The sequence below is a fragment of the Prauserella sp. PE36 genome, assembly GCF_003311655.1.
Classification (GTDB): domain Bacteria; phylum Actinomycetota; class Actinomycetes; order Mycobacteriales; family Pseudonocardiaceae; genus Prauserella_A; species Prauserella_A endophytica.
The window spans coordinates 43,076-59,542 of record NZ_QEQT01000087.1; the positions used below are offsets into that span (position 1 = coordinate 43,076).

Here is a 16,467-nt window from a genome sequence, read left to right on the forward strand (position 1 = left end):
CGATGCTCTTCGCACCCGTCCTTCAGGAGGTCGCGGCCAGGATGGCCGGCGCGCCATCCGATGCCGGGACCGATCCCGTTCAACGCGCCTACCGCCTCCGCGACGCCGTCGAGCTCGTGCGTCCGGACTGGGTGGTGACGCATCACGACCCCGGGGCTGAGGCCGGTGCGGTGCGGGCCGCCGGCGACGGGGTCGAGCTGGTCGACGTCGTGCTGGCCCGCCGTGCGCCGGTCGCCGAACTCGTCGAACTGGTCGAGGTGCTGGTCGCGCTGTATCCGGACACGGTGATCGCGGCGTCGATCACGGGACCCGCGGGCATGGCGGCGGCGCTGGAAGACGGCCCCGATGGTGCTTCCGTGGACCTGCTGGACTGCGGCGACGTACTCGCGGAGCTCGTCTCGGCCTACGTGGGTGCCGGCGCACGCCGCGTGCTGGTGTGGGAGCCGGAGGTGCCCGCGGACGCGGCCGCCGAGGTGACCAGCGCGCACACCTCGATCGTCCGCAGGCTGGATCTGCTGGGCGTTCCAGGAGTGCTCTGTGGCGGGTCCGGCATCGATTCCGGCGGGTACTGGGCGCACGCACTGAGAGGCACGGGGCGCCAGGCGATCCTGGTGCCCACCGAGGGGTTCGCGCGCGGATCGGCGGGCTGTTTCGCCGAGCTGTGGCGGAGCTGGAACGTCCCGGACGCACAGCACCCCGGCGTGGTACTCACCGACGGGCCGGTGCCGCCCGACTGCGACATGGGCCTGCTGAGTGCGGCAGGCGCTCGCCAGGCGCATGGGAGGGAGGGACGATGACACCCGGCCACGGTGCGGAGGTGCGGTTGGTTCGACGGCCCGTGGGGACACCCGTCGCCGACGACTTCGAGGTCGGCTCGGTGCGCATCGCCGAACCCCGCGAGGGTGAGGTCGTCGTGCGCAACGAGTATCTCTCGGTGGACCCCTACATGCGCGGCAGGATGATCGACGCCAAGTCCTACATCGAGCCGTTCGCGCTCGGGGAGGTGATGAGCGGCGGGGCGGTCGGCACCGTTGTCCGGTCCGAGGCCCCGGAACTGCCGGTCGGCGAGACGGTCCTGCACGACCACGGATGGCGCGAGTACGCGGTCGCGCCAGCGGCCGACTTCACGCGAGTCGACACCACGGTCGCTCCGGCTTCCGCGTATCTGGGAATTCTGGGTATGCCGGGCCAGACCGCCTATTTCGGACTCTTCGACGTCGCCGGAATGCGGCCCGGCGACACCGTGTTCATCTCGGGCGCGGCGGGGGCGGTCGGCAGCCTGGCCGGGCAGTTCGCCCGGCTGCGGGGAGCGCGCCGGGTGATCGGCTCGGCGGGTTCTCCGGAGAAGGTGGCCTATCTGCGGGATGAGCTCGGATTCGATGCGGCGTTCGACTACCACGATGGCCCGGTACGCGAACAGCTGCGCGCCGCGGCTCCGGGCGGCATCGACGTCTACTTCGACAACGTCGGCGGCGATCACCTGCGAGCCGCGATCGGCGCGATCCGGCCGTTCGGCAGGATCACGCTCTGCGGTGCCATCTCCGGCTACAACGACACCAGGCCACCACCCGGCCCGGACAACCTGATACTCGCCGTGGGCAAACGGCTGACCCTGCGCGGCTTCGTGGTGTACGACTTCGCCGACCGGACCACCGAGTTCGAGGCACAGGTCGGTCGCTGGTTGCTCGATGGCCACGTGCGACTGCGCGAAACCGTGGTGTCGGGCGTCCACAACGCGACAACGGCGTTCCTCGGCCTGTTCGACGGCGCCAACACGGGCAAGATGCTCGTCCGTGTGTGACGTGCGCCGAGCGGTCGTCGTCGGAGCGCGGTCACGCCGCTGTCCGTTGGAAAGGCGTTGCCCGCGCAGCGTCCGTTGTGGATCACGCCGGGTGGGGCGAGCGAGTCACCTCAACGCATCCAGGTGCGGTCGCTGAAGTCCTCATCCTCGCCATCGTCGCCATCTTCGTCGGGCCGCTGCGCCGCGGACGGGTTCTCCGTCTCCTGGCGCAGCTGCTCGAACTGCTCTTCGCCCTGGCGTGCGAGTTGCTCGCGCTCTTCCTCGGACAGGTCGCGGTACGTCTCAGCGCCTCGTTCGACGAGCGGGTCAAGGGCGCGGGCGAACACCGGGGTGTTCATCATGTCGCGCAGGCTCCGGCGCCCTGAGGTGATGTCGTCCACGAGGCGCTTGAACTCGGGATCGTCGACCTTGTCCTTCAGTATTCCGAGCGAGTTCTTCAGGTGCTTCGACAATGCGACGTCGCCGCGTGCGATGTCGAGCGTCGGCTCGTTCTGCTCACCGCTCAACTTCAGACTCCGGGATGGTCGTAGTTGCTCTCGGGCAACGCCTGCAGCTCATTGTCCTTGAGGGTACTCAGATAGCCGGCCATGACGCCGACAAGGGCTTGCGCCGAGTTCCACGCGGCGGTGTGGGCGTCGAGAACCTTGCCCCAGGTGCCGATCGCCTTGCTGATCGTCACCGCCGCCGCGGCTCCGGACAGGATCGGACCGATGACGGTCCAGCTGGTCGCCGCCGCGGCCGCGAGTTCGATCCCGATCGCGATGAGGTAGTCGAAGAGCATCTCCAGGAAGCCCTTGACCGCGTTCGCCGTTTCGTACATGCCGACAGCGGCCTGCTTGAACTCGCGGCCCATCGCGGTCAACGTGCTCTCCTGGTCCGCGATCGCGTTCGCCACGCGGGTGAAGTACTCGTTCGCGGTGTCGGCCGCGTTGCCCTCCCATCCGGTGGCGACGGTCGCCAGGCCCTTGTTGATGGCGGCGGCGAAGTCGCTGTTGAACGCACCGAGGTTCTCGCAGGCGATCCCGGCCTTCTGGATGGCTTCGAAATCCCCCGCGAACTTCTCGGCCACCCATGCGCCCGGGTTCACGCCGGTCACCAGCTCGATCGCCTCGCCGACCCAATAGGACACACTGATGTACTGACTGACGCCGATGACGTTCTCGAGCAGGTCGGGGACCGGGTCGGAGGAGGTGGGCGCCGTCAGCTGGGACGAGGGTGAGTCCGCCATCTCACGCACCGGCCTCGGGGTAGGTGCCGTCCATCTGTTCGGCCTTGGCCTTGTCCGTGTCGGCGTACATCAGGGCCGCCCTGTCCACTTCGGCCGCGGCGGCCTGCTGGACCTGGGCCAGTCGCACGTAGTTGTCGGTGAGCGCGTTCCGCGCGTCGGTCACCGCACCGACGATCGTCTGGAAGATCCCGGCGTCCGCACCGCCGATGCTCAGGTGGTCTTCCGCGTAGTCCTTCGCCGCATTCGCGTCGGTGACCAGCCCGGCCAGCTCCTCCCCGAAGGCCGAGATGACGCTCGGTTCGGCTTTGAAGCCTCCCATAGTCCCTCCCCGTTTCACCCGTCGGCAACGATCAACCGATGGCTCGGATGGACGAGGCTACACTTTGGTTCCATTCTGGTTCAGCCATGCCAACAGGAGAGATGAGTGCCACAGCGCGCTGGTGTCGTCACCTTGCCCGCCGACTTCGTTGCCCGGGAGGGCAATTTGCCGCGCCATTGTGCGCGGCACGGCCTGCCCGCTGTCCGGCAGCATGATTTCCTGCTGCAGTCGAAGGTGAAGATCGAGGGCAACCGTTTCCTGCAGGTGGGCGGCCGGGGCGTGCTGGGAATGGCGGAACGGCTCGATCAGCATGGCAGGAAGGTGCGGGTCGCCGAGGTCAAGGGCTGGCCACTGTGCCGACGCTGCGTCCGGACCAGGGCCCTGTGGCTGACCGTCGCGGCCACGCTGTTCTTCGGGGGACTGGCCGCCTTCGCGGGCTCGCTGATCGCCGCCGCGGTCACCGATGGCATGCCGTGGCTGGCCGGCGTGGCTGTCGCCGGTTTCGCGCTGCTGCCGCTTTCGGCCTTCCCGTTCGTGCTGGGCAGCATCCCACGGTTGACCGGCGCGGAGACGTCTCCCGATGGTGCGTCCGTGGTCATCAAGAATCCGAGCCGGGCGTTCACGGCGGAGTTGCCCCGGTCGTGACCACGTCCGAGGGCCTGGCGGCCGGCGCGGCCGCCAGGCCCTCGGACGTCGCCGGTCAGGCGCCGATCGTCGCCGCGTCGATGACGAAGCGGTAGCGCACGTCGCTGTTGGCCACGCGCTCGTAGGCGGTGTTGACCTGATCGGCGGAGATCGTCTCGATCTCGGCGCCGATGCCGTGCTCGGCGCAGAAGTCCAGCATCTCCTGGGTTTCCGCGATGCCGCCGATCATGGAGCCCGCCAGGGACTTGTTGCCAACGATCAGGGAGAACGCGCTGTAGGACAGCGGTTCGCCGGGGGCGCCGACGTTGACCATCGCCCCGCCGACCCGCAGCAGGCCGAGGTAGGCGTCGACCGGCAGCTTCGCCGACACGGTGTTGAGGATCAGGTCGAAGCGGCCGCGCAGCACGTCGAAGGTCGACTCGTCGCTGGTCGCGTAGTAGTCGGTGGCGCCGAGCCGCTTGCCGTCCTCCTGCTTCTTGAGGCTCTGGCTCAGCACCGTCACCTCGGCGCCCATCGCGACGGCCAGCTTGACGGCCATGTGGCCGAGGCCGCCGAGGCCCACGACCGCGACCTTCTTGCCCGGGCCCGCGCCCCACTGGCGCAGCGGCGAGTACGTCGTGATGCCCGCGCAGAGCAGGGGAGCCGCGACGTCGAGCTCGATGCCCTCCGGGATGCGGCACACGAAGGCGTCCTTCACCACGATCTGGCGGCTGTAGCCGCCGTAGGTGTTCTCCCCGTCGAAGCCCACGCCGTTGTAGGTCTGGACGTTGCCCTTGACGCAGAACTGCTCGGTTCCGGCCCGGCAGTACTCGCACTCGCCACACGAGTCGACCATGCAGCCGACGCCGACCCGGTCACCGACCTGGTACTTGGTCACGTTCGAGCCGACCGCGGCGACCACGCCGGCGATCTCGTGGCCGGGAACCATGGGGAAGATGGCGGTGCCCCAGTCCTCGCGCGCCTGATGGATGTCGCTGTGGCAGATGCCCGCGTAGGCGATGTCGATCAGTACGTCGTCAGGGCGCAGGTCGCGCCGCTGGATCGTGGTCTGCTCGAGCGGGGCACCGGGTGCCGGTGCGGCGATGGCGTGCGTCGTCGTGCTCATCAGACCTCCTGGGATGATGGATCGCGAGCCCCGATGTAAGGGGCCTCTCACGGTTCGACGTAAGAGGGCTCTTACTTATTCCGACCGAGAGATGTGATCCAGGCCATGGGCGACAAGTACCACCACGGCAACCTGCGCGCCGAGCTCGTGCGCGTCTCCCTGGACCTGATCGCCGAGCAGGGCCTCGGGGCATTCTCGGTCGCGGAGGTCGCCCGGCGCGCCAAGGTCAGCCCCGGCGCGCCATACCGGCACTTCCCCGAGCGCGAGAGCCTGCTCGCCGCCGTCGCGGCCACCGTCGCCAGCCAGCTCGCCGACCGGGTCCGGGCCGCCGCCGAAGGCCTGTCCGACCCCGCGGACGCGCTCGCCGCGGCCTGCGGCGCCTACACCGGGTACCTCATCGAACGGCGCGCGGGCATGAACGTCGTCTACGCCGACGGGCTGCAGGGCCGCGAGGACACCGAGCTGCACGAGCAGACCCGCCGCATGAGCGACCAGTTCCTGATGCTGTGCCTCACCGTGTCCGATCACCCCGAGAACGCCCTCGAGCTCATGGAGCAGCTGTTCACCCAGGCGCACGGTTACGGCATGTTCTGGCTCGACGGCGTCTTCGCCCGCCACGGCTACACCCCAGAGCAGGTGGTGCGCAAGTCCGTCACCGCCGCGCGCATCGCCATCGAAGGGCACCGGCACGCCACCCCAGGCGAATGACGGGGGCTCACCGTCGCATCGTGGCCAGCGCGCTGACGAGCTCCGACACGGCGTGGATCGACACCGCGGGCGCCGGACCGTGCGGATCGAGCTGGTGGCCGGGCCGGACGATGCGCACGGTGGGGATTCCCGCCTCGAGCGCGCCCCGCACGTCGCGGGCCGACGCCGCGACGTGGACGAGGTCGTCACCGAGGAGGTCGCGGGCGCGCAGGTAGATCGCGGGATCGGGCTTGTAGGCGCCGAGCTGCTGTGAGGTGAGCACCAGGCCCGGTTCCACGAGCGGGTAGGCGAGCGTGGCGGCGGCGAGGTCGTCGTCGACGTTCGAGAGGATCCCGAGCCGGGCGTGCTCCGCGACGGCGGACAACCCGCCGGGGACGTCCGGCCACAGCGGCCAGTCGCCGACGCCGTCCTGGACGCGGGTGATGTCGGCGTCGGCGTCCGCGGTCAGGCCGAGCGCCGTGTACGTGTCGGCGAGGGCGTGCAGGGAGATCTCCCGGAAGGTGGTCCAGCCGGCGGTGGTGTCGACGCGCTGCTGGGCTCGTTTGTTGCGCCGATCCCACTGGTCGTAGAGCTCCGCCCCGGTGAAGGGCCAGCCGCGTTCCGCCGCGATCCGGGCGAAAACGGCCGAACCGCCCCGGCGCGAATCGGTCAGCGCGCTGAACAGGTCGAACGTCACGATCACGGCCGCCTCCGATCCTCCCCGGCCCCGGGGTGTTGATCCACAGGTAACAGCGGCAACAGCGCTGTTACCAGGCATCGGCCGATTTCATGCAAGTATCTATACATCTTCGCCTCTCCCACGTAGATTTCCGGGGACTCAAGCCTGATTCGCTCAACACCGGGCGTCACAGGGCGTCATTCACGAGGGACCCAACGTGCACGAACTCAGTGACCTGGACCGCCGCATCGTCGCGGCCCTGCAGCTCGACGGGCGCAGCTCGTGGTCCGAGGTCGCCCGGCTCGCGGGCACCACGGAGAGCACGGCGTCCCGGCGCGGCGGCAGGCTGCTCGAGGACGGGACGGTGCGGGTCATCGGCGTCGCCGATCCGCTGATCTGCGGTCTCGGCCAGCCGGTGCTCGTCCAGCTGGGCTGCGCACCGGGCTCGGTGAGGCAGGTCATCGACGTGCTCGCCGCCAGGCCCGACACCCGGTTCCTCACCCTTAGCACCGGGACATGGGACGTCATCACCGAGATCATCGTGCCGTCGCAGCGCCAGCTGACCAGCGCGCTCGTGGACGATCTCGGCGCGCTGCCGGGTGTGCACAGCTCGTCGTCGGCACTGATCACCAAGACGTTCACCATGCGGCACGACTGGAGCAGGCGGCTGCTCGGCGACGCGGTGCAGCGGCCGCCGGTGCGGCCGAGCCCCCCGGCCCGCATCACCCTCGACGAGAACGACCGGCATCTGCTCGCCGCGCTGGCCGACGACGGCAGGCGCCCGTACCGCGACGTCGCCAAACACCTCACGCTCGGCGAGACCGGGGTGCGCAGGCGGGTGGAGCGGCTGGTCGCCGCGCGCGCACTGGTGTTCAGCACGCTGGTGACCCCGGCCGCGCTCGGCTTCCACGTGGAGCTGCTGGCGTGGCTCAAGGTCGACCTCGGCAGGCTCGACGAGATCGCGCACCTGCTCGCGGGACGCCCCGAGGTCCGGTACGTCTCGGCCACCGCGGGCTCCGCCGACCTGGTGTGCGAGGTGATCCTGCCCGACGCCTCGGACATCTACGCGTTCACCACCCGGGTCCTTGGCGCGCTGCCCGGCGTGCGCTCTGTCGACATCGGACTGGAGCTGGAGAACCACAAGCGTGCCTACCGGCCGTTCCACCTCGCCGGGTAGCCCCCTCACACCACACGGAGAGCCCATGCGCCTGACCTACCTGCTGCCCGCCCCGATGCACGTGACAGCGCTCGGCGAGTCCGAGATGCGCCGCCGCGCCGGCCTGCTCGGCGAGTGGTCCGGTCCCGGCACCGAGGTCACCGTCGCCGCGGTGGACCGGGGACCGGCGTCGATCGAGTCCGCCTTCGAGGAGTACCTCGCGATCCCGGCCATGGGCACGGGGTTGCGTGCCGCGGAACGGTCCGGGGCCGACGCGACGATCCTGGGCTGCTTCGGCGACCCCGGCCTGGACGGGCTGCGCGAGATCGCCACCAAGCCCGTGGTCGGCCCCGCCGCGGCGGCCATGGCGCTGGCCGTGACGCTCGGCCACCGGTTCTCGGTCGTCACCGTCACCGCGGGCGTCCGGCCGCTGCTGCGCCGCATCGCCTGGGAGACCGGAGTGCTCCCGGCACTGCACGAGGTGCGCTCGGTCGAGCTGTCGGTGCTGGCCGTCAACACCGATCACGACGCCGCGTACGCGGCGCTGCGTGGCGAGTGCGAGGCGGCGCTCGCCGACGGCACGGCCGACACCCTCGTGCTCGGCTGCATGAGCATGGGCTTTCTCGGTGCGGCCGAACGGCTCACCGCGGAACTGGGCGTGCCGGTGGTCAACCCCGTCCGCGCGGCGCTGCACCACGCGCAGGCCCTGCACCGCATGGGCCTGTGCCACAGCCGTCGCGCCTACCCCGTGCCCACCGCGATCGCCAGTGGCGCCGAGGACGCCCCCCTCCTGCACCACGCATCCGGCCCGATGGAGGTCACGCCGTGAAAGGGATGCTGACGGTCACCGGCGTGCTGGCCGCCGTGATGCTGGCCGCGCCGGCACCGACCGCCGCGGCCCAGGAGGCCGCCGACCCGGTGCTCGCACACGCCGACATCGCGATCACCCTCGAGGACTCCGGCGAGGACCGGGTGCGCGCCACCTACCGGCTCAGCGAGCCGACCACCGCGCCGGTGCCGGTGCGGCTGCTGGTCGCGCCGCGCGCGGGCACCGAGGTCACCGAGCTGAGCGCGGTCTCCGGCATCACCGGCATCGGTCCGGTGCGCGGTATCCGCGCGGACGCGACGCTGCCCGCGGGCACCACGGAGTACACGGTGGAGCAACGGATCCGGCGCACCGGTGAGGCGCGGGGCGTGCCGCTCGCCATCCCCGACATCGCCGCCGACCGGAGCCTGCGGGTGGCGATCGCCGTGACGCTTCCCGAAGGCCAGCGTCTCGTCGGCGACAGCATGCCGGTCTTCGAGCAGCAGCACCAGGACGGCGACCGGATGGTGCTGCGGCACGACACCCGGTCGCTGCCCTCGACGGTGGTCGCCGAGTACGGGACGACCTCGTCGGCCTCGCTCGGCACCGTGGCGTCCTACACCGGCCTGGTGCTCATCGTCGGTGTCGTGGCCCTCTGGCTGGTCACCTCTCTCCGGAAGGAGCGTCCCCGCGCATGATCACCCCGTTCGGACTTCCCTTCGACACGGCCGTGCTCGCCGGTCTCGTCCTGACCGTACTGTCCATTGTGCTCGCCGGGCGGAAGGATCGCTCGGAGTCAGGGCCGGAAAGCGGTGAGCAGCCGTGAACTTCCAGACCATGTTCCTGCTGCTGCTCGGCGGCTTCCTCATCGTGCTCGTCTTCGAGGGCTGGCGGTCGTACAAGAGCAACCGCGGCGAGGAGGACTACTTCGTGGCCGGCCGCAAGGTCGGCGCGTGGACGGGTGGCGCGAGCATCGCCGCGACCCAGATGAGCGCGGGAACCTTCGTGGGCACCGTCGGAATCCACTACCTCACCGGTGCCTCGTTCATGTGGGGCTGGGCTGGCATCTGGGTGGCGTTCCTCATCGCCGCCTACGTCATCGCGCCCCGGCTGCGCCGTTACGCGCACGAGCGCAACGCGCTGACGTTCCCCGACTTCATCGCCGACCGCTTCGGCGGCAAGGTTCCGCGCGCGGTCATCTCGGTGCTGCTGGTGCTGTCGTACCTGGTGTTCATGTCGGCGCAGTACCAGGCGGGCGGGGTGATCCTGGAGGCCGCGTTCGGGATTCCCTTCTTCTGGGGCGCGGTGATCCTGATGGTCCTCGTCGTCGCCTACACGGTGATCGGCGGCATGACGGCGGTCATCCGCACCGACTTCCTGCAGCAGGTCGCGATGGCGCTCGGCGTGGTGATCGGGCTGCCGTTGCTGATCAGCCACGCCGGCGGGCTCTCTTCGCTGGCGCAGTCGCTGCCGGAGATCGCGCCGGACTTCGTCGGCTGGGGCTTCGGCTGGTCGGAGATCAGCGGCTTCTGGCTGGGCTTCGGGTTCGCCGCGCTCTGCGCGCCCTACCTGTTGCTGCGCTTCTACGCGATGCCCGACGACCGCACGTGCCGCCGTGCGTCCGGCGTCGCGCTGTTCTTCGTGCTGCTGACCGGCATCTGCATCGGCGTCGCCGGCATGGTGATGCGGGTGCTCTACCCGAACCTGTCGGTGTCGGACGCGGCGTCCACCATCATGGCCTCCGAGGTGCTTCCGCCGTTCGTCGGCGCGCTGCTGCTGACGGCGATCATCATGGCGGTACTGAGCACAGTGGACTCGGTGCTGCTGGTGGCGGGTCCGGCGATCTCGCACGACCTCTACGCGTCGCTGATCCGGCCGGACAGCACGGAACGCACCCGCACCCGCGTCAACCGGTGGGCGACGCTCGTGATCGGCACCCTGCCGGTGCTGCTCACGCTGCAGGAGCTGGACATCGTTCAGTTCGTGGTGCTCAGCTACGCCGCGCTGCTCGGCAGCACGATCACCGCACCCGTGCTGCTGGGCCTGTACTGGCGGCGGGCGACCAAGGTCGGCGCGGTGTGCTCGATGATCGCTGGCTTCGGCGTGTGCCTGCTGTGGTACGTGCTCGACGGCCCGATGGTGGAGCCCGTCGTGCCCGGGGTGCTGGCCGGGTTCGCCGGGATGATCATCGGCTCGCTGTTCAGCCGCCCGATGCCACCGGAGGACCTGACGGTGTTCTTCGCCCCGCGCACCCCGCCGGCCACCTCCGCGACCGAACCCGCCCCCGCCACCGGATGAGACCACCGCAGAGAAAGGAAAGAGTGCCGACATGACACAGAAGACCGGTGCGCAGCCGTTGCGTTACCAGGGTTACCGCTCGTTCGACGCGCTCGAGCCCGGCGAGGACTACGTCGAGTTCGCGCTGGCCAAGGAAATCGGCAGGGTGCCCTCCCGAGGGCCGGAGCTGACCGACGTGCAGCGGGCGCGGGTGGACAAGCTGCTCGCCGACAACACGGTGATCTCGCTGCACGACCACACCAGCGTCTTCCCCGACGACATCTCCGAAACCTTCGACTACAACCGGACCGGCCGCCACCACACCGGCTACGAGGGACTCTCGCTGTCCGGCATCGACGCTGTCTTCGAGAACTTCATGGACGGCACCTGCTGCATCACCTCCCAGATGGGGTGGAAGTGGGAGGACGTCCTGGTCGACCTCGGGATGCGCTATTCGGACATCGCCAAGCAGGACTTCGTGATCCGCGCCGAGCGCGTCTCCGACATCTCGAACGCCCGCGCGAACGGGCAGATCGCACTGGTGCCCGCGCTGGAGGCGTCGACCCCGATCCAGAACGAGGTCGACCGGATCGACGTGCTGTACGGTTTCGGGGTCCGGCAGATGGGCATCGCCTACAGCGAGTCGAACACGCTCGGCTCCGGACTGCGCGAGCGGCACGACGGCGGACTGACCTACTTCGGCGAGAAGGCGGTGCGCCGGATGAACAAGCTGGGCATCGCCATCGACGTCTCGCACTCCGGTGACCGCACGAGCATGGACACCATCAAGGCATCCGAGAAGCCGATCTTCATCACGCACGCGGGCGCGCGCTCGGTGTGGCCGACGAAGCGGATGAAGCCGGACGACGTCATCATCGCCTGCGCGGAGCGGGGCGGGGTGATCGGCATCGAGGCCGCACCGCACACCACGATGAGCCCCAATCACCCCGCCCACAACCTCGACGCCTTCATGGAGCACTTCACCTACTGCGTCGAGCTGGTGGGCATCGACCACGTGGCGTTCGGCCCGGACACGCTCTTCGGCGACCACGTGGGGCTGCACGACACGTTCGCGAGGCACCTGTCGATCTCGGCCGCGCACGACGGCCCCGAGTTCACCAAGGTCGAGTACGTGGACGGCATCGAGAACCCGGCCGAGGAGTTCCACCACATCACCGGGTGGCTCGTCGCCCACGACTACTCCGACGACGAGATCGGCAAGGTCCTCGGCGGCAACATCCTGCGGGTGCTCGACCAGGTGTGGTGACCGCTCACGGCCTGCGGCCCCGCACCGAGAACGGTGCGGGGCCGCGGGCTGGGTCGGGAAGTCCCTCGGTCCGGTGTCAGGGACCGGGCTCGAGGCCGTCGTGGTCCCGGACACCTGCCGGATCAGGCCGTCCAGACGATCGGGTCGTCGGAGTACTCCTCTGAGTCACCGAACTCGGCGCCGGTCACGGCCACGCCCTCCTGGGCCGCCTGCAGGGTGCACGATTCGAACGTGGCACCCGCGGCGGTGAAGGTGTCGTCGGCGTTGGTGCTCTCGCACTTGCCCTCGACGTCACCGGTGATCACCACGCCGGTGCCCCGGCCGTCCTCGCCGAGCGCCCGCAGACGTACCGAGCTGTAGGAGAGGTCGGTGCCGCCGACGTTCTCGACCTTGATCCTGATGAAGTAGGGAACAAGACCGTTCGCGCGATCTCCGAACGCCGCGAGGTCGGCGGGATCGCCCTTGTCGATCGCCGTGACGGTGATCGCGATCGTTCCGCTCTTTTCGGTTCCGTAGGTGAACGGAATGGTCGCGGTCTCACCCACCTTGAGCTCCGTCCCGGGTGGAGTGACCTCCGCCGGGGCGGCCTCGTCGGCGGCGGGTGAGGAGCTCTCGGTCTCGCTGGCAGGGGACTGCTCGGACGACGAGGAGGCTGGCGTTTCGGCGGCCGCCGCGTCGCCGGCCGTGTCCTCCTCGCCGCCGCACGCGGCGAGGGCGAGTCCAAGTGTGGCCGCAACGGCCGCGATCGCGATACGTGGTCTGCGCATAGGTTCTTGCCTTTTGGTCGGCACCGGTGTCGGTGATCGTCTTTGTCGGTTTTGGGACGTTCGGTTCCATCGGTGCGTTCCGGCTTTTTATGTGACGAACTCCTCTATGGATGCTCAGACCGTGGTCGCGACCATCGCCACGACGACGATGGCGAGCAGTCCCACGTAAGTCCACGCGTACACGTGGTCGGGGATGCGCGGCGGCCGCCGGCGCAGTGCCACGATCACCGGCAGGGCGCCGACGAGCAGGGCAGCCGCCGCGCCGACGTCGACGGCGCCGACGAGCGCGACACCCCCTTCGCCGCCGATGGCGGCGTGCTGGGCGAGGAACACCACGAGCGCGGGTGTGGCGATCGCGAGGGTCAGCGGGTTGGCGAGCGACGTCGCGACCCGCATCGGGTGGCCGGCGCGACGCAGCAACGGAACGGTCAGCACGCTGCCGCCGACACCGAGGAACGACGCCACCGCTCCGATCGGCAGCCCGGCGCCGGTCGCGAGCGCCGCCTGGCCAGGCGCCGCTTCGGCGCGGGCGGCCCGGCGCAGGAAACCCGGCCGGGCGAGGACGTCGACGATCGTGCCCGTGACGTAGCCGACGAAGCCCCAGGTGATCAGCGCCGACGGTGCGAAGCGCGCGGCGACGGCACCCGCGGCCCCGCCGAGGGCGAGCAGCCCGACGAGCCCGGCCCTGCCCCGGAGCAGCCCGAGCACGCCCCGGTCGGTCGCGGCCGTGGCGACCAGCGCGTTGACGACCATGACGACGCTCGACGTCGCGACGGCGACGTGCGCCGCGTCCGCGCCGAGCGCCGCGTCCACCCCGACGATCACGGGCACCGTCACGAAACCGCCGCCGAAGCCGAACAGCACGGTCGTGGTTCCGGTGAGGATCCCGACGCCGAACAACAGGAGAGCCACGTCCACGGGGGTTCATTCCAGCCGGTCGTCCGCTGGCCGACAATCGATGATCCGCCAGGTTCCTTCGAGACCCGGCCAGTATGCTCGCCGGGTGCGGAACGTGCCCTACGAGCGATACGACCGGGTGCCGCGCGACGTGCTGCCGATCGGCACCGACTACGAACCCGGCCACCTGCTGGAGTGGCACACCCACCGCAGGGCGCAGTTCCTCTACAGCGCCACGGGCAGCATGATCGCCGAGACCGACGACGGCACGTGGACGGTCCCGAGCGAGCGCGCCGTGCTGATCCCCGCGGGGACCCGGCACCGCATCCGGATGCTGGGCGCGAGCACCCGCAGCCTCTACCTCGAGCCCACCGCGGTGCCGTGGTGGCCCGCCGCGTGCACGGTCGTCGACGTCACGCCGCTGTTGCGGGAGCTGTTGCTCGTGGCCGTCGACTTCGGACCCGACTACGACCTCGCCGGCCGCGAGGGCGCGGTCGCGAGCCTGCTGCTCTTCGAGATCGCGGCGCTGACTCCGCTGCCGCTGCACGTCAGACTGCCGGCGGACCCGCGGCTCGCCGCGTTGTGCCGGGACTACCTCGCCCATCCGGAGCCGGGGGTCACGAACGCGGACTGGGCTCGGCGGCTGGCGCTCAGCGAACGCGGGCTCGTGCGCCGCTTCCGCGCCGAGCTCGGCTCGAGTCCCTCGGCATGGCGCGTTCGGGCCCGGCTCATCGCGGCCGTGCCACTGTTGCGCGAGCACGCGATCTCCCGCGTCGCGGGAGACCTCGGCTACGCCTCCCCGGCCGCCTTCACCGCGGCGTTCACCCGGACCTTCGGCGTGCCGCCCTCGGCGCTGCGCGGGACGTGAGCGACAGGGCGGTGGACGGCCGCGGGTTTTCTGGTGCAGTGTGGGCGAATGGCGAGCACTTCAGGGCGGGTGGCCGTGCTGGCGCTGCACTGGCAGGTCAACGTGATCAAGCCGGAGGGCTTCTTCGGAGGGATGCTGAGCGAACCGGTGGCCCGCAGCGGCGTGGTCGAGCGCGCGGCGTCCTTTCACCGCTCGGCCGGGGTGCCGGTCTTCTTCACCCGGTTCACGATCCCCGAGGGCGAGGGCGGGCTGGTGCGCAACACCGGCTTCATGCGGGCGGTCGGTGAGGCGCAGGAGGCGTTCCGGCCGGACGCGCCCGGCTCGCAGCTCATTCCCGAGATGGCCGAAGGCGCGCAGACCGTCGACAACCAGAAGCTGTCCGGTCTCGCCGGCACTGAACTCGCCGACCTGCTGACCGGGCGTGGCGTCGACACGCTGTTCGTCACCGGCGTGGCCACCAACCTCACCGTCGAGCAGACGGCGCGTCACGGCACCGACCTCGGGTTCACCGTGCACGTGGTGAGCGACTGCGTGGCCGCTGCCGACGAGGCCGTGCACACGGCTTCGCTGGCGAACCTCGAACTCACCACCGCCGGGTCCCTCACCGCCGACGAGGCGTTGGAGCGGCTGCGGACCGAAACACGCTCCGGCGCCTGAAAGGCCGGCCGACCCGGTCGGGAACGGCCGGTCGGTTCTCGACGCGGACCGTGTCGCGCTGGCGTGACCTCGCCGTCGTCGCCGTTCACCGTTGTCCACATAGGAACCGGGGCCGGGCGGGATGGTGGCGGAGCGCGTCACGACGGGCCACGTACCCTGCGCCCGCCCGTACCCGGACCGCCGCCATCCAGCGGCGACCGACAACTCCGAGGGGATCGACGTCAGCAGGTTCGTCCGCGCGGCCGAGTTCGACCCGATCGACGTCTGGGGCCCGCGCTCGAGGACGGCCGAACGTCGTCCTCGAGACGGTCGACCTGCTGGGGAGGCACCAGGCGCCGGTCACCGACCCGGAGCGCCGGACCCCTGGCTGCCGCTGGACGCGCTGGACCTCTCGCGGGAACCGCTGCCTGCCGTTCCCGGGTTAGCGCTGGGGGAGGTTCTCCCACAGGCCCACGACGTTGCCCTCGGTGTCGGTGAAGTAGGCGTAGAAGCCCATCTGCGGAATCTCGGTGCGGCCGACCAGCTTCGCGCCGCCGAGCTGCTCGACCTTGTCCAGCGCCGCGTCGATGCTCGCCACATCGACCGTGATCACCGGGCTCTTCGGAGCGGCGTCCTTGCGGTCGAACATGCCACCGTTGATGAACCCTGGCTCCGTCGGCATGCCCTGCTCCGAGGTCGGTCCGGTGGTCACGCCGGTGTAGCCCATGCCGGGGAACTCGGTGAGGCTCCAGCCGAACACCTCGCGGTAGAAGCCGCGGGCCCGCTCGCCGTCGTCGTAGGGGATCTCGAAATGAACGATCCGGTTGCTCATCGTCGTCTCCTGCCTTCGGCCGGTACAAGGGGCACCGACGTTAGGCCCCGGGCCCTGGCGACGAACAGAGCACTTAGTCCCCATCGGCTCCCGGAGCCGTGGCGCCGGCGGGCAGGCCGCCGAAGCCGATCTCGTTGCCGTCCGGATCGCGGTAGATCACCTTGCGCACGCCGTTGTCGTACGTCTCGGTGGTGGCGGCCTCGATACCCCTGGTGGCGATACCCTCGACCCGCGCATCGAGATCGTCGACGAAACCGTCTGCACGGCGTTGCCCGCGCGCTCGGGCAGCACGTCGATGTAGAAGTACCGGTGCTCGGCGAGCTCCCACACAGCCTCGGTGTCGTCCGGCAGGAACGCGGGTTCGGAGCCCAACAGCCGCTCGTACCAGGCGAGCGCACGCTGGTAGTCGCTCACGGGAAGACCGGCGAAGAGGTCGAGTGTCATGCGCTCACGCTAGTGCCCGCCCTCGTCCTCGGCCGCCGCGGCGGATCCTGGCTT

Annotated in this window: 21 protein-coding genes; 12 read left to right on the plus strand and 9 right to left on the minus strand. The window is 70.1% G+C overall.

Annotated elements, in window-relative coordinates; genetic code table 11:
• Nucleotides 1-2: 2 nt before the first annotated feature.
• Both DI005_RS25545 and DI005_RS25550 read left to right on the plus strand, forming a co-directional pair.
• On the plus strand, nucleotides 3-797 hold the full coding sequence (locus DI005_RS25545) for a hypothetical protein (RefSeq protein WP_112267456.1): 795 nt from the start codon (nucleotides 3-5) through the stop codon (nucleotides 795-797).
• Entirely contained in the window at nucleotides 794-1,801 is a 1,008-nt protein-coding gene (locus DI005_RS25550) for an NADP-dependent oxidoreductase (protein WP_113643873.1), read from the plus strand. Before DI005_RS25545 ends, DI005_RS25550 begins: the two co-directional genes overlap by 4 nt.
• A 110-nt stretch (nucleotides 1,802-1,911) precedes the next feature.
• Here the strand turns inward: DI005_RS25550 and DI005_RS25555 are convergent, their stop codons facing one another.
• The 3 genes from DI005_RS25555 to DI005_RS25565 are packed head-to-tail and all read right to left on the minus strand — an operon-like array spanning nucleotide 1,912 to nucleotide 3,348.
• Nucleotides 1,912-2,307: a hypothetical protein gene (locus DI005_RS25555; RefSeq protein WP_112267452.1), complete on the minus strand. Its 396-nt coding sequence runs from the start codon at nucleotides 2,305-2,307 to the stop codon at nucleotides 1,912-1,914.
• 2 nt (nucleotides 2,308-2,309) lie between these two features.
• Complete coding sequence (locus DI005_RS25560; RefSeq protein ID WP_112267450.1) at nucleotides 2,310-3,029, minus strand: hypothetical protein; 720 nt, start codon at nucleotides 3,027-3,029, stop codon at nucleotides 2,310-2,312.
• Nucleotide 3,030: 1 nt separating this feature from the next.
• Complete coding sequence (locus DI005_RS25565) at nucleotides 3,031-3,348, minus strand: type VII secretion target (protein WP_112267449.1); 318 nt, start codon at nucleotides 3,346-3,348, stop codon at nucleotides 3,031-3,033.
• A gap of 132 nt (nucleotides 3,349-3,480) precedes the next feature.
• Between DI005_RS25565 and DI005_RS25570 the strand changes: the two genes are divergently transcribed.
• Entirely contained in the window at nucleotides 3,481-3,993 is a 513-nt protein-coding gene (locus DI005_RS25570; protein WP_233520313.1) for a hypothetical protein, read from the plus strand.
• A gap of 55 nt (nucleotides 3,994-4,048) precedes the next feature.
• On the opposite strand, the gene DI005_RS25575 is transcribed toward DI005_RS25570, so the two are convergent.
• Nucleotides 4,049-5,098: an NAD(P)-dependent alcohol dehydrogenase gene (locus tag DI005_RS25575; protein WP_113643875.1), complete on the minus strand. Its 1,050-nt coding sequence runs from the start codon at nucleotides 5,096-5,098 to the stop codon at nucleotides 4,049-4,051.
• 105 nt (nucleotides 5,099-5,203) lie between these two features.
• Here DI005_RS25575 and DI005_RS25580 point away from each other — a divergent pair, with 105 nt between their 5' ends.
• On the plus strand, nucleotides 5,204-5,806 hold the full coding sequence (locus DI005_RS25580; RefSeq protein ID WP_228713960.1) for a TetR/AcrR family transcriptional regulator: 603 nt from the start codon (nucleotides 5,204-5,206) through the stop codon (nucleotides 5,804-5,806).
• A gap of 7 nt (nucleotides 5,807-5,813) precedes the next feature.
• Here the strand turns inward: DI005_RS25580 and DI005_RS25585 are convergent, their stop codons facing one another.
• Nucleotides 5,814-6,488 (minus strand): HAD-IA family hydrolase, encoded by a 675-nt coding sequence (locus DI005_RS25585; protein WP_113643876.1) that lies wholly within the window; start codon nucleotides 6,486-6,488, stop codon nucleotides 5,814-5,816.
• Nucleotides 6,489-6,681: 193 nt separating this feature from the next.
• On the opposite strand from DI005_RS25585, the gene DI005_RS25590 reads away from it, so the two are divergent.
• From DI005_RS25590 to DI005_RS25610, 6 genes are read left to right on the plus strand one after another with little or no spacing between them, the layout of a single operon-like run.
• Complete coding sequence (locus DI005_RS25590; RefSeq protein WP_113643877.1) at nucleotides 6,682-7,641, plus strand: Lrp/AsnC family transcriptional regulator; 960 nt, start codon at nucleotides 6,682-6,684, stop codon at nucleotides 7,639-7,641.
• Nucleotides 7,642-7,666: 25 nt separating this feature from the next.
• Nucleotides 7,667-8,449: an aspartate/glutamate racemase family protein gene (locus DI005_RS25595; RefSeq protein ID WP_113643878.1), complete on the plus strand. Its 783-nt coding sequence runs from the start codon at nucleotides 7,667-7,669 to the stop codon at nucleotides 8,447-8,449.
• Nucleotides 8,446-9,123, plus strand: coding sequence for a hypothetical protein (locus DI005_RS25600; RefSeq protein WP_146770531.1), 678 nt, complete (start codon nucleotides 8,446-8,448; stop codon nucleotides 9,121-9,123). The genes DI005_RS25595 and DI005_RS25600 overlap by 4 nt, the downstream gene beginning before the upstream one ends.
• Nucleotides 9,120-9,251, plus strand: a complete 132-nt coding sequence (locus DI005_RS39530; protein WP_255565761.1) for a hypothetical protein — start codon at nucleotides 9,120-9,122, stop codon at nucleotides 9,249-9,251. The genes DI005_RS25600 and DI005_RS39530 overlap by 4 nt, the downstream gene beginning before the upstream one ends.
• Nucleotides 9,248-10,723 (plus strand): sodium:solute symporter, encoded by a 1,476-nt coding sequence (locus DI005_RS25605; RefSeq protein ID WP_112267433.1) that lies wholly within the window; start codon nucleotides 9,248-9,250, stop codon nucleotides 10,721-10,723. The genes DI005_RS39530 and DI005_RS25605 overlap by 4 nt, the downstream gene beginning before the upstream one ends.
• A 31-nt stretch (nucleotides 10,724-10,754) precedes the next feature.
• The gene (locus tag DI005_RS25610) at nucleotides 10,755-11,969 is read left to right on the plus strand and encodes a dipeptidase (RefSeq protein WP_113643879.1); all 1,215 of its coding nucleotides are present in this window, start codon (nucleotides 10,755-10,757) and stop codon (nucleotides 11,967-11,969) included.
• Nucleotides 11,970-12,091: 122 nt separating this feature from the next.
• On the opposite strand, the gene DI005_RS25615 is transcribed toward DI005_RS25610, so the two are convergent.
• On the minus strand, nucleotides 12,092-12,736 hold the full coding sequence (locus DI005_RS25615) for a hypothetical protein (RefSeq protein ID WP_113643880.1): 645 nt from the start codon (nucleotides 12,734-12,736) through the stop codon (nucleotides 12,092-12,094).
• Between the two features lie 114 nt (nucleotides 12,737-12,850).
• Nucleotides 12,851-13,654 (minus strand): sulfite exporter TauE/SafE family protein, encoded by an 804-nt coding sequence (locus DI005_RS25620; protein WP_113643881.1) that lies wholly within the window; start codon nucleotides 13,652-13,654, stop codon nucleotides 12,851-12,853.
• A gap of 85 nt (nucleotides 13,655-13,739) precedes the next feature.
• On the opposite strand from DI005_RS25620, the gene DI005_RS25625 reads away from it, so the two are divergent.
• Both DI005_RS25625 and DI005_RS25630 read left to right on the plus strand, forming a co-directional pair.
• The gene (locus tag DI005_RS25625) at nucleotides 13,740-14,501 is read left to right on the plus strand and encodes a helix-turn-helix domain-containing protein (RefSeq protein ID WP_113643882.1); all 762 of its coding nucleotides are present in this window, start codon (nucleotides 13,740-13,742) and stop codon (nucleotides 14,499-14,501) included.
• Between the two features lie 48 nt (nucleotides 14,502-14,549).
• Complete coding sequence (locus DI005_RS25630) at nucleotides 14,550-15,158, plus strand: cysteine hydrolase (RefSeq protein ID WP_113643883.1); 609 nt, start codon at nucleotides 14,550-14,552, stop codon at nucleotides 15,156-15,158.
• 421 nt (nucleotides 15,159-15,579) lie between these two features.
• Here the strand turns inward: DI005_RS25630 and DI005_RS25635 are convergent, their stop codons facing one another.
• Together DI005_RS25635 and DI005_RS25640 are read right to left on the minus strand one after the other, a co-directional pair.
• Nucleotides 15,580-15,969, minus strand: a complete 390-nt coding sequence (locus DI005_RS25635; protein ID WP_112267421.1) for a VOC family protein — start codon at nucleotides 15,967-15,969, stop codon at nucleotides 15,580-15,582.
• Between the two features lie 156 nt (nucleotides 15,970-16,125).
• Nucleotides 16,126-16,413, minus strand: a complete 288-nt coding sequence (locus tag DI005_RS25640; protein WP_369973620.1) for a VOC family protein — start codon at nucleotides 16,411-16,413, stop codon at nucleotides 16,126-16,128.
• Nucleotides 16,414-16,467: the final 54 nt, after the last annotated feature.

Bases quoted from the DNA above. Each gene is read 5' to 3' on its own strand.
- DI005_RS25545 (WP_112267456.1), top strand. From the start codon at position 3: ATGCTCTTCGCACCCGTCCTTCAGGAGGTCGCGGCCAGGATGGCCGGC.
- DI005_RS25550 (WP_113643873.1), top strand. From the start codon at position 794: ATGACACCCGGCCACGGTGCGGAGGTGCGGTTGGTTCGACGGCCCGTG.
- DI005_RS25560 (WP_112267450.1), bottom strand. From the start codon at position 3,029: ATGGCGGACTCACCCTCGTCCCAGCTGACGGCGCCCACCTCCTCCGAC.
- DI005_RS25565 (WP_112267449.1), bottom strand. From the start codon at position 3,348: ATGGGAGGCTTCAAAGCCGAACCGAGCGTCATCTCGGCCTTCGGGGAG.
- DI005_RS25575 (WP_113643875.1), bottom strand. From the start codon at position 5,098: ATGAGCACGACGACGCACGCCATCGCCGCACCGGCACCCGGTGCCCCG.
- DI005_RS25580 (WP_228713960.1), top strand. From the start codon at position 5,204: ATGGGCGACAAGTACCACCACGGCAACCTGCGCGCCGAGCTCGTGCGC.
- DI005_RS25595 (WP_113643878.1), top strand. From the start codon at position 7,667: ATGCGCCTGACCTACCTGCTGCCCGCCCCGATGCACGTGACAGCGCTC.
- DI005_RS39530 (WP_255565761.1), top strand. From the start codon at position 9,120: ATGATCACCCCGTTCGGACTTCCCTTCGACACGGCCGTGCTCGCCGGT.
- DI005_RS25610 (WP_113643879.1), top strand. From the start codon at position 10,755: ATGACACAGAAGACCGGTGCGCAGCCGTTGCGTTACCAGGGTTACCGC.
- DI005_RS25615 (WP_113643880.1), bottom strand. From the start codon at position 12,736: ATGCGCAGACCACGTATCGCGATCGCGGCCGTTGCGGCCACACTTGGA.
- DI005_RS25630 (WP_113643883.1), top strand. From the start codon at position 14,550: ATGGCGAGCACTTCAGGGCGGGTGGCCGTGCTGGCGCTGCACTGGCAG.
- DI005_RS25635 (WP_112267421.1), bottom strand. From the start codon at position 15,969: ATGAGCAACCGGATCGTTCATTTCGAGATCCCCTACGACGACGGCGAG.
- DI005_RS25640 (WP_369973620.1), bottom strand. From the start codon at position 16,413: ATGACACTCGACCTCTTCGCCGGTCTTCCCGTGAGCGACTACCAGCGT.